The sequence below is a fragment of the Roseococcus sp. SDR genome, assembly GCF_019083995.1.
Taxonomy (GTDB): domain Bacteria; phylum Pseudomonadota; class Alphaproteobacteria; order Acetobacterales; family Acetobacteraceae; genus Roseococcus.
The window spans coordinates 53,026-64,999 of record NZ_JAHRCU010000016.1 but is presented as its reverse complement, the minus strand read 5'-3'; the positions used below and the strand labels follow the sequence as shown (position 1 = coordinate 64,999).

General features: G+C 70.7%; 11 protein-coding genes and 1 tRNA gene. 7 read left to right on the top strand and 5 right to left on the bottom strand.

From position 1 onward, the window contains the following. Positions 1 to 7 precede the first annotated feature (7 nt). Positions 8 to 538, top strand: a complete 531-nt coding sequence (locus KTR66_RS17440; protein WP_213614735.1) for a hypothetical protein — start codon at positions 8 to 10, stop codon at positions 536 to 538. A 16-nt stretch (positions 539 to 554) separates the two neighbouring features. Here the strand turns inward: KTR66_RS17440 and KTR66_RS17435 are convergent, their stop codons facing one another. Both KTR66_RS17435 and KTR66_RS17430 read right to left on the bottom strand, forming a co-directional pair. Next, entirely contained in the window at positions 555 to 788 is a 234-nt protein-coding gene (locus KTR66_RS17435; protein ID WP_213614733.1) for a hypothetical protein, read from the bottom strand. Between the two features lie 74 nt (positions 789 to 862). Continuing rightward, positions 863 to 1,171, bottom strand: coding sequence for a TM2 domain-containing protein (locus tag KTR66_RS17430; RefSeq protein ID WP_213614731.1), 309 nt, complete (start codon positions 1,169 to 1,171; stop codon positions 863 to 865). Positions 1,172 to 1,254: 83 nt separating this feature from the next. Here KTR66_RS17430 and KTR66_RS17425 point away from each other — a divergent pair, with 83 nt between their 5' ends. The 4 genes from KTR66_RS17425 to KTR66_RS17410 all read left to right on the top strand — a co-directional run bounded on the left by KTR66_RS17425 (position 1,255) and on the right by KTR66_RS17410 (position 5,022). Next, positions 1,255 to 1,887, top strand: coding sequence for a glutathione S-transferase family protein (locus tag KTR66_RS17425; protein ID WP_213614729.1), 633 nt, complete (start codon positions 1,255 to 1,257; stop codon positions 1,885 to 1,887). A 72-nt stretch (positions 1,888 to 1,959) separates the two neighbouring features. After that, positions 1,960 to 2,052, top strand: a tRNA-Ser gene (locus KTR66_RS17420). Positions 2,053 to 2,168: 116 nt separating this feature from the next. Continuing rightward, positions 2,169 to 3,848, top strand: coding sequence for a dihydroxyacetone kinase family protein (locus KTR66_RS17415; RefSeq protein ID WP_213614727.1), 1,680 nt, complete (start codon positions 2,169 to 2,171; stop codon positions 3,846 to 3,848). A gap of 217 nt (positions 3,849 to 4,065) precedes the next feature. Further along, on the top strand, positions 4,066 to 5,022 hold the full coding sequence (locus KTR66_RS17410) for an MBL fold metallo-hydrolase (RefSeq protein ID WP_213614725.1): 957 nt from the start codon (positions 4,066 to 4,068) through the stop codon (positions 5,020 to 5,022). A 7-nt stretch (positions 5,023 to 5,029) separates the two neighbouring features. Here the strand turns inward: KTR66_RS17410 and KTR66_RS17405 are convergent, their stop codons facing one another. Then, the gene (locus KTR66_RS17405) at positions 5,030 to 6,703 is read right to left on the bottom strand and encodes a formate--tetrahydrofolate ligase (protein WP_213614723.1); all 1,674 of its coding nucleotides are present in this window, start codon (positions 6,701 to 6,703) and stop codon (positions 5,030 to 5,032) included. Between the two features lie 99 nt (positions 6,704 to 6,802). Between KTR66_RS17405 and KTR66_RS17400 the strand changes: the two genes are divergently transcribed. Together KTR66_RS17400 and KTR66_RS17395 are read left to right on the top strand one after the other, a co-directional pair. After that, the gene (locus KTR66_RS17400; protein ID WP_213614721.1) at positions 6,803 to 7,777 is read left to right on the top strand and encodes a tripartite tricarboxylate transporter substrate binding protein; all 975 of its coding nucleotides are present in this window, start codon (positions 6,803 to 6,805) and stop codon (positions 7,775 to 7,777) included. Between the two features lie 5 nt (positions 7,778 to 7,782). Beyond that, on the top strand, positions 7,783 to 8,553 hold the full coding sequence (locus KTR66_RS17395) for a polysaccharide lyase (RefSeq protein ID WP_213614719.1): 771 nt from the start codon (positions 7,783 to 7,785) through the stop codon (positions 8,551 to 8,553). Here KTR66_RS17395 and KTR66_RS17390 read toward each other — a convergent pair. Next, positions 8,522 to 10,192: a glycosyltransferase gene (locus tag KTR66_RS17390; protein ID WP_213614717.1), complete on the bottom strand. Its 1,671-nt coding sequence runs from the start codon at positions 10,190 to 10,192 to the stop codon at positions 8,522 to 8,524. The genes KTR66_RS17395 and KTR66_RS17390 overlap by 32 nt on opposite strands. Continuing rightward, positions 10,189 to 11,805, bottom strand: a complete 1,617-nt coding sequence (locus KTR66_RS17385; RefSeq protein WP_213614715.1) for a hypothetical protein — start codon at positions 11,803 to 11,805, stop codon at positions 10,189 to 10,191. The genes KTR66_RS17390 and KTR66_RS17385 overlap by 4 nt, the downstream gene beginning before the upstream one ends. Between the last annotated feature and the right edge of the window lie 169 nt (positions 11,806 to 11,974).

The following is an 11,974-nucleotide window of genomic DNA, read 5'->3' as shown; positions in this document are numbered from 1 at the left end:
GGGGCAGGTGCGCCGGGTTGCCATCTTCGGCAATGCGGGCGGCGGCAAATCCACCCTGGCGCGGCGCCTCGCCGACATCACCGGTCTGCCGCTGCATGGCGTGGACCGGCTGCGCTTCCGTGATGGCGGCGGGCTGGTCCCAGAGGCGGAGTATTTGACCCGCCACGCCGAATTGCTGCGGGGCGAGGGCTGGATCATCGAGGGTTTCGGTAGCGTCGGGACGGCCTTCGAGCGCTTCGACGCCGCCGATACGCTCATCCATGTGGATCTGCCGCTGGTCGTCCATCGGTGGTGGGTGACGAAGCGGCTGATCAAGGGCGTCTTCGTCAATCCGGAAGGCTGGCCGGCCCGCAGCCCGGTCTGGCGCAGCAGCCTGAGCAGCTATCGGGTGATCGGTCCCTGCCATCGCCACCTCACGCCGCGCTACCGTCGTCTGATCCAGGACATGGCAGGCACGAAGCGCGTGCATCATCTGACATCGCCCGCGGCGATCCGGAGGTTCCTGCGCCAGGTGGCCCAGGAGTTCCGGCCGCGCTGACCCGCCGGGAGGCTTCTCAGTTGGCGGGGGCGTTCCCCTCTTCGTCTTCTTCCTCGTCATCCTCCCCGATGTCGTCGAGGTTCATCACCTCTGCATCGCGAACGACCGCAAGGCACGCCGCGAAGGTTTCCAGGAACCATTCGCGGTCGCCATCCTCGTTCTTGCCCTCCGCCGTCGAAATCATGCGGAGCAGGGCCAGCGCCACGGCGGCGTCGCTGTCGCCCTCGATTTCGACCTTCACATCCGACATGCGGTCATCCTCCTGTTGGGTGACCGGACGCTAACGCTGTGGGCGGGGCCGCGTTACCGCGGCCCGATGACAATTCAGCGCGCGAGGCGGTCGATCAGCCGGTGATTGGCCCGCCGCGTCATGCCCGGGATGAGCAGCGCGTCCACCAGCCACCAGACCAGGATGAGGCCGATCCCGGCATAGCCGATCAGCACCAGCGTGAAGAGCGCCGAGACGGCCAGCAACGCCAGCATGATGAGGCCGCTGACCCAGTAGCCGAGATACATGCGGTGCACGCCGCCATAGCCGAGGAAGAACCAGATCAGATAGGCGACCAGTGCCGACCGCTTGTCCGCGTCATAGCGCAGGCGGGTCAGCGTGTCGTCGGAGGGGCGGGAGGTCATGCGGGCTTCCAGGTCTGGGGGATGCTTCCAGGGCGGCAAGATGGCATTCTGCCGGGAACACCCGTCCGAAAAAAGGCACACCGATGACGATCGAATTCCACACCTGGAACACGCCAAACGGCCGCAAGATCAGCGTGGCGCTGGAGGAGATGGGCCTGCCCTACACTGTGGTGCCGGTGGACATCAGCAACAAGAAGCAGTTCGAGCCGAGCTTCCTGGCCTTCTCGCCCAATAATCGGATCCCGGCCATCAAGGATCCGGATGGCCCGGGCAGACAGCCCATCACCGTCTTCGAAAGCGGCGCGATCCTCTATTACCTGGCTGAGAAGACCGGCCGCTTCATGCCGAAGGATTTGCGCGCCCGCGTGCCGGTGATGGAGTGGCTGATGTGGCAGATGGGCGGCTTCGGCCCCATGCCTGGCCAGGTGCACCACTTCCTGATGCAGCCCGAGGGCCCCGCGCGGGACTATGGCTTCAACCGCTATCACAGTGAGACCAAACGTCTGTATGGCGTCCTGGACCGCCGCCTGGCGGGCCGCGATTTCGTGGCGACGGAGGGCGAGCCCAGCATCGCCGACTTCGCCATCCTGGGCTGGGCCTGGCGGCATGAGCGGCACCAGGTTCCCTTCGACGACCTGCCGAACGTGGCCGCCTGGTACGCCCGCATGATGGCCCGCCCTGCCACGGCCCGCGGCTTCGAGGTGGCGCTGAGCTGAGAGCGTTTGACGGCGGGGGGCTTGGCCTGTATCAGGCCCCCTGCATACGCCGTGTAAACTTCAAACTCCTGCGGAGGGGTGGCCGAGTGGCCGAAGGCGGCGGTTTGCTAAACCGTTAGAGGGAGATAATCCCTCTCGTGGGTTCGAATCCCATCCCCTCCGCCACCCTCCCCCTCTGGCAGTCCCGGGCCTCGCATCCTGCGACGCCGTCGTTGCGGGCATCGAAGCTGGTGGACCGGCCGCGCTAGGCGCTAGGCTGGCCTCCCGCCAGGGAGCCGAGGATGCGCAAATTCGTCAATGACCCGCGCGCTGCCGTGGGCGAGATGCTCGAAGGGCTCGCGGATCTCTCGCCCGGGCTCGCTCTGATCGCAGAAGCGGGGGTCATCCTGCGGGCGGCGCTGCCGCCGCCATCGGCCAGGCGCGTCGCTGTCATCTCCGGCGGCGGCTCCGGGCATGAGCCGGCGCATGCGGGCTATGTGGGCCCTGGCCTGCTGACCGCGGCGGTGGCGGGCGACGTCTTCACTTCTCCCTCCGTGGATCAGGTGCTGGCGGCGATCCGGGCAGCGGCGGGGCCGGCCGGCGCGTTGCTCGTGGTTAAGAACTACACGGGCGACGTGCTGAATTTCGGCCTCGCGGCGGAGCTTGCGCGCGCCGAGGGCATCCCGGTCGAAAGCGTGATCGTGGCTGACGACGTCGCCCTGCGCGATGTGGTGGATCCCGACCGGCGCCGTGGCATCGCTGGAACCGTCCTGGTGCACAAGGTGGCCGGCGCCGCCGCCGAGGCCGGGTTGACCCTGGCCGAGGTCGCCGCCGAGGCGCGCGCTGCAGCGGCCGCCCTTCGCAGCATGGGGGTAGCGCTCGGCCCCTGCACCGTGCCTGCGGCCGGCCGGCCGGGCTTCGAGTTGCCGGATGACATGATGGAACTCGGCCTTGGCATCCATGGGGAGGCCGGGCTGCGCCGCGTGCCGCGCGCGACCGCCGATGCCGCCGTCGCCGCGATGCTGGAGGCGATCCTGGCAGACCACGCCCTGCCGCCGGGCGCGCAGGTTGCGCTGCTGGTCAATGGCCTGGGCGGGACGCCGCCGATGGAGCTCGCCATCGTCGCGCGCGCCGCGCTTGCGGGGCTGCGCGCGGCCGGCCTGTTGGTGGAGCGCGCCTGGTGCGGCGCCTTCCTCACCGCGATCGAGATGCCGGGCTGCTCGCTCTCCGTCATGGCGCTGGATGCAGCACGCCTCGCGCGGCTGGATGCTGGCGCGGAAGCGCCGGCCTGGCCGGGCGGCGGGCGGCTTCCTGCGGCGCGGCAGCTCGCCGCCGACCCGTCGCCCCCGGCTGCCAAGCTGCCGGGGGCGCCCGATGCGGCGCTGCGCAAGGCGGCGCTGGCGGTGGCCGACGCGCTGGACGCGGCCGAGGCGGAGCTGACCGCACTCGATGCCGCAAGCGGCGATGGTGATCTCGGCCTGTCGCTCGCGCGTGGCGCGGCGGCGATGCGTGCGCTGCCCGATGGCGCCTTCGCCGATGCGCCGACCGCGCTCTCGGCCGTCGCCCGCGCGCTGCGCCGTGCGATCGCGGGCAGTTCCGGCCCCTTCTACGCCGCCGGCCTCGTGCGGGCGGCGCGACACCTGCCGGCGCGGCCGGGGGCGGAGGATTGGGCGGCTGCGTTTGACGCAGGCGTCGCGGCCATCGCCGCGCTGGGGGGCGCCAAGCCGGGCGACCGCACCATGCTCGATGCGCTTCAGCCCGCGGCGGAGGCGCTGTCGGTCGCGTTGCGCCAGGGTGCCGGCGCCTCCGCGGCGCTCGACCGCGCCGCTGCGGCGGCGGAAGCGGGCGCGCGGGCGACCGCTGCGATGCATCCCCGGCGCGGCCGCGCGAGCTACCTTGGCGTGCGCGCCATCGGAACGCCGGATGCCGGCGCTGTGGCCGTCGCCGCCTGGTTGCGGGGGCTTGCCAACAGCCTGGCTTAGGCCGTGGCCTCGCCTGTCCCTGCAGTGCCACGTCAGATGCGGGGGCGAGAACGGCACGACTGGCCTGGGGTCACGAGCCCGTGCCGATCGCGCCGGTCCGGCAGCTCCTCGCCCGCTGGCCTCACCTGGCGGTGTCGCGCCGGTTGCACCGCCACGATCGGCACGCCTAGGCTTCCCCCATCAAGGCCGGATCACTCGGCCATGGAGGAAGCCCCGCATGTCCCTGCCGCGTCGCCATGCCCTGCTTGCCGGGCCCGCGTTTCTGACCCTGGCCGGCGGTGCCCGGGCCGCGCAGCCGCCTGTCGGCCGCCAGGTCCCGAGCCTCTACCGCACCAAGATCGGCGACATCGAAGTGACGGCCGTGAGCGATGGCAGCATCGCGCTGCCGCCCGCCGTCTTCGGGGAGGCCAACCTGGCCGAGGCGCGGCGGATCCTGGGTGAGAACTTCCAGCCGACGGATGGCCCGGTGCCGTGCGCGCTGAACACCTTCCTGGTGAATGCGGGGGGCAGGCTCTCCCTGATCGATACCGGATCGGGCGATGCGCTGGGGCCGACCATGGGGCAGTTGCCGGCCAACTTAGCCGCCATGGGTGTCACGCCGGCGATGGTGGACAGCGTGGTGCTGACCCACATGCATCGCGACCACGCGGGCGGGCTGTGCAGCCGCGAGGGGGCCGCGCTCTTCCCGACCTCCGAACTCGTCATCCCCGAGGTCGAGGCCGCCTTCTGGTTCGATGAGGCCAACATCAACCGCGTGCCTCAAGGCTCGCGCGGCGGCTTTGCCTATGCCAAGCAGGTGGAGGCCGCCTATCGCGGCCGCATCCGCCGTGTCCCGGGCGGGCGCGAGGTGAATCCGGGCATCACTTCGGTGGATGCCTTCGGCCATACGCCGGGCCACACCATCTACCGCATCGCCTCGGGCAATGCGCAGCTGCTGGTCTTCGGCGACATGGTGCACTTCCCGGCGCTGCAGACGCGCCACCCCGAATGGGGCATCGCCTTCGACGTGGACCCGGCGGCCGCCGTCGCCACGCGCCGCCGCGTCTTCGACATGGCGGTGGCGGACCGGCTGCTGGTGGCCGGGATGCACATGGACTTCCCGGGCTTCGGCCGCATGCGGCGGGACGCCGCGGGCTATCACCTCGTCAGCGCGCCCTGGCGTCCCTTCCTGTAAGGGCTGGTCAGAACAGCCCTTCGATCCGCCCCGCCTCGTCGAGCCGGATGGTCTCGGCCGCCGGCACGCGGGGCAGGCCGGGCATGGTCATCACGTCACCCGTGATGGCGACGACGAAGCCCGCACCCGCCAGCAGTCGCACGTCGCGCACCGGCAGCACATGGTCCACCGGGGCGCCCAGCGCGGTGGGGTCGGCCGAGAAGCTGTATTGCGTCTTGGCGATGCAGATGGGGGCGGCCCCGAAGCCCATCGCCTCGAAGCGCTTCAGCTTCGCCAGGACCGAATCCGGAATCGCCACGTCCCGCGCGCGGTAGATCTCGCGCGCGATGGTGCCGATCTTGTCGGCCAGCGGCGTCGCGTCGGGGTAGAGCGGCCGGAAGGCGGCTTCCTTCGCATCGAGGCGCCGCATCACGGCATGCGCCAGTTCCACCGTACCTGCGGCACCGTCCGACCAATGGGTGCAGAGGATGGCCTCGGTGCCGAGTGCGGCCATCGCCTCCTGCACGGCCTTGATCTCGGCCTCGGTGTCCGCGGTGAAGCGGTTCAGCGCCACCACGGGCGGCAGGCCGAATTTCTTGATGTTCTCCACATGGCGGGCGAGGTTCGCGACACCGCGCTTCACCGCGCCCACATCCTCACGGCCGAGATCGGCCTTGGCCACGCCGCCATGCATCTTCAGCGCGCGGATGGTCGCCACGATCACGCAGGCATCGGGCGAGAGGCCGGCCAGGCGGCACTTGATGTCGAGGAACTTCTCCGCACCAAGGTCCGCGCCGAAGCCCGCCTCCGTCACCACCACATCCGAGAGATGCAGGCCGAGCGTCGTCGCCATCACCGAGTTGCAGCCATGCGCGATGTTGGCGAAGGGCCCGCCATGCACCAGCGCGGGGGAGCCGGCGAGCGTCTGGACCAGGTTCGGTGCCAGCGCGTCCCGCAGCAGCACCGCCATCGCGCCATCGGCCTTGAGGTCGGCGGCTGTCACCGGCTTTCCATCGCGCGTGGAGGCCACGATGATGCGGCCCAGGCGCTTCTGCAGATCGGCCAGGTCATAGGCGAGGCAGAAGGCCGCCATCACTTCGCTCGCGACCACGATGTCGAAGCCATCCTCGCGCGGGAAGCCATTGGCCGTGCCGCCGAGCGAGCCCACCACGCTGCGCAGCGCGCGGTCATTCATGTCGAGCGCGCGGCGCCAGGTGATGCGGCGGGCGTCGATGCCCAGCGCATTGCCCCAGTAGATGTGGTTGTCGATCATCGCGGCGAGCAGATTGTTGGCCGCGGTGATGGCGTGGAAATCGCCGGTGAAATGGAGGTTGATGTCCTCCATCGGCACCACCTGCGCATGGCCGCCGCCGGCCGCACCCCCCTTCACGCCGAAGCAGGGGCCGAGCGAGGGCTCGCGCAGGCAGATCATGGCGCGCTTGCCGATGTGGTTCAGCGCATCGCCGAGGCCGACCGTCGTCGTCGTCTTGCCCTCGCCGGCGGGCGTCGGGTTGATGCCGGTGACGAGAACGAGCTTGCCGAGCGGCCGGTCATGCCGGGCGCGGGCCACGAAATCGAGGCCGATCTTGGCCTTGTACTTGCCATAAGGTTCCAGGGCCTCGTCAGGGATGCCCGCCTTGGCGGCGATCTCGGCGATGGGGCGCAGCTTGGCGGCGCGGGCGATTTCGAGGTCAATGGACATTCATGTTCGCTCCCGTAACGCCGCGGATATGACGGGAACAGGTTGTTTGGACAAGCCGCCCCGCAGCCGGCAGGATGCGGCCAAACCGGAGGAACCCGAATGCTGAACCGTCGCACCCTGCTGGCCACGCCTGCCCTTCTGCCCGCGCTGGCGCGGGCGCAGCCGCAGGCGGATTGGCCGCAACGCCCCGTGACCATGATGATCCCCTTTGTCGCCGGCGGCCCGTCCGACATCACCGGCCGCGTCATCGCCGCGCGGCTGGGCGGCCTGCTGGGGCAGACCGTGGTGGTCGAGAATCGCCCGGGGGCCAATGGCGCCGTCGCCGCGCAGGCCATGGCGCGGGCTGCGGCCGATGGCCACACCATCATGACGGGCTCGATCGGCGTCTATGCGATCAACAAGGCGCTGCGACCCAATCTTCCCTATGATCCAGTACGGGATTTCGCGCCGATCACGCTGGCGGTGACCACGCCCAATGTGATGGTGATCAACCCCCAGCAGGTCCCCGCCACCGACTATGCGGGCGTGCTGGCCTGGTTGCGGGCCAATGGCGGCCGCGCCTCCTATTCCACCTCCGGCGTCGGCTCCTCGGAGCATCTGACGATGGAATTGTTCAAGCTGCGCACCGGCACCGACGCGACGCATATCCCCTATCAGGGTGGCGCCGCGGCTGCCACGGCGCTGCTGGCGGGTGATGTGCAGCTCACCTTCCAGAATCTCGGCACGGTCGCGCCCCACATCGCCGCCGGGCGGCTGCGCGCCGTGATGGTGACGAGCGCCGCGCGCAACGCGACCATCCCCGATGTGCCGACGGGAGGCGAACTCGGCCTCTCCGACTTCGTCGTGACCTCCTGGCAGGCGGTGATGGCCCCGGCCGGCGTGCCGGCGCCGATCCTGGCGCGGCTGGAGGCCGGCTGCATCGAGGCCCTGCAGCACCCCGAGAGCCGGCAGCGGCTGAACCAGATCGGCTTCGACGTCGTCGCCTCCAGCGCGGCCGATTTCCGCCGCTTCCAGGAGGCCGAGGTCGCCCGCTGGCGGACGGTGGTCGAGCGCGCGCAGATCCGCGCCGAGTGAGGGCCGTGCGCTGGCTGGCGGGCCTGCTGCTTGTTGCCGCCGCGCCTGCGCTGGCGCAGCCCTGCGAGGGCCGCTACCCCGCCGCCACCCCGTTGCCGGCCGATCTGCGTGAGGCCGGCGTGCGGAATGCCTGGGGGCGGGACAACATCGCGCCCCTGGCCGGCGAGCCGGGCGGCTTGCGCATCCGCTACCCCGCCGGTTCCATCAACCCGGGCAATGCCGCGGCGCCGGTTGGCGGCGCCGGCTTCCATTGGACGCCGGGCGCTGCCGCGGAGGCGCGCTGCCTCAGCTATCGCGTGCGCTTCAGCGAGGGCTTCGACTTTGCGCTCGGCGGCAAGCTGCCCGGCCTCGCGGGCGGTGACGCACCGCGGGGCTGCAGCGCCGCCGAATTGTCGCGCGGCTTTTCCGCCCGCCTCATGTGGCGGGCCCGGGGCGAGGGCGAGCTGTACCTCTACGCACCCGACCGGGCCGCGCGCTGTGGCGACAGCATCGGCCGCGGCAGCTTCCGCGTCGTGCCGATGCGATGGGTCGAGATCCAGCAGGAGGTCATCCTCAACCGTCCCGGTGCGGCGGATGGCGTGATCCGCCTCTGGGTGAACGGCCAGCGCGTGCTGGAACGCCGGGACCTTGCGCTGCGAGAGAGCGCCACGGTGCGCGTGAACGGCCTGCTCTTCGCCACCTTCTTCGGTGGCAGCGATGCGCGCTGGGCCTCGCCGCGCGATCAATGGGCCGATTTCGCGGCCGTCACCCTCTGGGACGCTGTGCCGGCGCGCTGACCGGCGGGGGCGGGGTCGCGACGCTGCACGGCGCGAGCCGCTCGGGCGAGCAGGGCAGGCGCAGGAAATGCTCCTCGCGCGGGCGGGTGTCGAGCACGGCGGGAAGCCCGACGGGCGCTCCGTGCTCCAACTCGGGGTCGAGTTGGTGCGCGGTGACGATGACGAGCAGCATGAAGCTCATCAGGGAGAGGGCGAAGAAGCCGCCGGAGATGCGTGCGGCGAGCCCGGTGCCCTGAACCGCGGCCAGCCCCTGGCGGTTCCAGCGCTGCCTGTCCGGAAAGTGCAGCACGAAGATCTTCACCAGCGAGCCGACCACCTGATTGTAGTAGAGCAGGAGCGGAAAGATCGGATGGAAGCGCCCGGTGCCGAACCAGTTGGCGAGTGTGATGGCGCTGCGCGTGAGCAGAACCCAGAGGATGTAGAGGATGATGAAGGCCGTGCCGTGCAGGAGGCCGGCCGTCAGCATCACCGCGGGCCCTGCCAGGCTGGTCCAGGGCGAGATGCGCTGGTCGAGCAGGCAGAGCCAGAAGAACCAGCCGAGACGGCGCGGCCCCAGGGCCAGCGCGCGGCCATTGTTTCGGGTGGTGTTGCCATACCAGCGCAGCATCAGGCCGGTGGTGGCCGCGAACCAGCCGCCTGCCGGCAGTTCCTCGGCGCAGCCGACCGCGACATCGGGAATGTAGAGCATCCGCCAGCGCGTCTTCAGCAGGGCGAACCAGGTGCTCTTGTCGTCGCCCGTCACCATGCGGATCACGCCGAGCCGCCAATGGGTGACGCTGTCATTGCCGATGGCCAGCGCGAAGCCGGGCGAGGCGACCGCCGCCATCCGGTAGAGCGTGAAGCGCCCGGTCAGCACCAGCAGGCGGCGCGAGAGCGCCATGGAGCACATGTTCTGGTCGCGCTGGGCCATGCGCAACCGGTACCACTCCCGCACCGTGGCGGAGCCTTGCACCAGCGGCCGGTTGTCCGTGGTCACGGCGCCGACATCGGGGAAGGCCGAGAGGAAGCGGCAGGTCTTTTCGAGCTGTCCGGGCTCGACCAGCGTGTCTCCGTCCATCAGCAGCAGTTGCGCATGCGGCGGCGGGTTGAGGCCCTGGATCAGGTTGATCGCATCCACCAGCGCGCCGCGCTTGCCCGTGCCCGCCTGCGGCAGCAGGTGCAGCGCCGAGCCCTCCGCCAGATGCGCGCGGCGCTGCGCGAAGATCCGGGTCAGCACGTCGGCGTCGGCGAGGTCGGTGATGCAGGCCACGACGCAACAGGGCAGGCCCGTGCGCAGAGCTTCATCGAAGAGCCGGCCATAGACGGCGGCGTTCATCTCGGGGCTGATGCGATAGCTGGTGACGACGACAAAGAGCGCGGGCGGCAGCGGCGCATTTGCGGCCGCAGCGCGCAGGCGTGGAAACACGCGGCGTCGGTAGATCATGGCGCGGACGTAGTGCATCGCCGCCCAGCCCCAGCGCCAGAGGCCGATGAGCCCCACCGTTACCAACGCCTGGGTGGTGCTCGTGATCTCCTCTTCCGGCAGCAGGGCCAGCAGCAGGAGCGTGATGGCGGCCAGCGCCATCCATCCCGCGACCGCCGCCGAGGTGGAGGAGCGCGCCTTGTGACCCGGCAGCAGCGCATCGCCGGGCAGGTTCATCCGCCGAGCCGCGCGATCCAGGCGAAGCCCGGCAGGTTGAGCAGGAGCATGCGCAGCGAGACCGGCGCCTGCAGCAGGGCTGGCGTGCCGATGGCGGTGCCTCCCTCCCTGGGCGGGGCGTCCAGCGCGACGGTGACGAGGCCGTAGATCCGCAGGCTTCGGAGGTTGTCGGGCAGGCCGATTCGGCCCGTATTCTCGGGATTGTGGTTGAGGGCGATGATACGGCCTGTCGTCACGTCCCGCGCGCCGGCAAGGCGCACGCTGACGCGCTGGCCGAGGGCGAGGAACGGCATGCGCGTGCTGGGCACCAGCGCATCGGCCTCCAGCGGGGCGGCGTTGCCTTCGGCCGCCAGGCCCAGCAGCACGTCGCCCGCCAGCACCGCGGTGCCGGAAGGCACGGCGACCTGGGCGATCCGGCAAAGGCAGGGCGAGAGGATCGGCACCGGAGCGGCGAGGCGTGCCAGGGTCTGGCGCATATCGTTCAGCGAGGCCGAAACGGCCGTGATCTCGCGCCGCACCTCCTCGGGCGAGCGCGCCGTCGGCCGGCCATCATGGCGGAAGCGGCCGGCCTGGGCCTCGGCCATCAGGAGGCGCGCCGCATTCTCCGCCGCCCTGGCCTCGGCCAGGCTTCGGCGGTGGTTCATCAGGTTGATCTCTTCCTGGTCGGCCCGCGCGCCGGCGACGATGCCCTGGCGCGTCAGCCCGGCGAGGCGGTTGAACAGGCGCTCCTGCGTCTCGACCTGGCGCTCCATCAGGCGTCGCGTCTCGGTGGCGGCGAGGAGATCGGACTCGGCCTGGGCGCGGAAGGCCTGGAACCCCGCCTCGCCATGCGCCAGCTCGCCCTGCAGCTGGCGCAGCCGCGCTTCGAGGGCGTTGATCTGGTGCGTCGTCTCGGCCAGCACCTGGGTCGGCAGCTCGGGGCGAAGCTCGCCCAGCACCTGGCCCGGCTCTGTCCGCAGGCCCGGGGCGCCGGCCTGGAGCACAAGGAGCCCCGGCTGCGGTGCACGCACCAGCGACATGGGAGCGGCGAGCGCACCGAACTCCGAATAGACGACGAGACGGCTTGAGGCGACGTAGCCTGCGGCAAGCAGCAAGGCGATCGCGGCCGCGCCGAAGGCCAGCAGGCTGCGGCGGTTGCGCCCGGCCGCCTCGGTGGGTTCCGGCGCCTCCAGCGAGGCGCGGGAGAGGGCGGCGGCCAGGCTGTCCGAGCCGCTGAGCCAGATGGCCACCAGGCGGTCCAGTGCCACCGCGCCATCGGGCGAGATCTCGATGATCTGGAAGGAGCGGGCCCGCCCAGCCACCACGCGGCGAACCTTCACCATCGCCTCGATCGCGAGCGAGAGATGTGGCTGGCCGATTCGGAAGACCACCCGGAACGGATCATCCTGCGCGGCCGGCGGGCCATCTTCATCCAGCGCGAAACCGCCCACGCTGAGATCCGCGAGCCGGTACGCAGCGCCGGCCATTTCCACCATGGCTGGCAGGGCGACGCGAGGATGTGCCCGCTTGCCCGAAGGGCTGCGGAAGGAGAGCGGCTGGCTTTCCGCGGCCTGGCCGGGCAGCCGCGCGCCCGGGGACGGCGCGCGGAGATCAGCTTCAGAACTGCCCTCCATGCGCGATCTGTCCCTCCATCCCGGCCAATCCGGCGCCGTTGCAAAGATATAGGCGTGCGCGGAGCGAAAAGCGAATGGCGCGAAGGTGCTTCCCGCCGGCCCCCGCAAACCTTCCCATTGGTGAGTTGAGCCAGCGCAATGCAGCATTCCCGCGCCTCGATAAATTCCG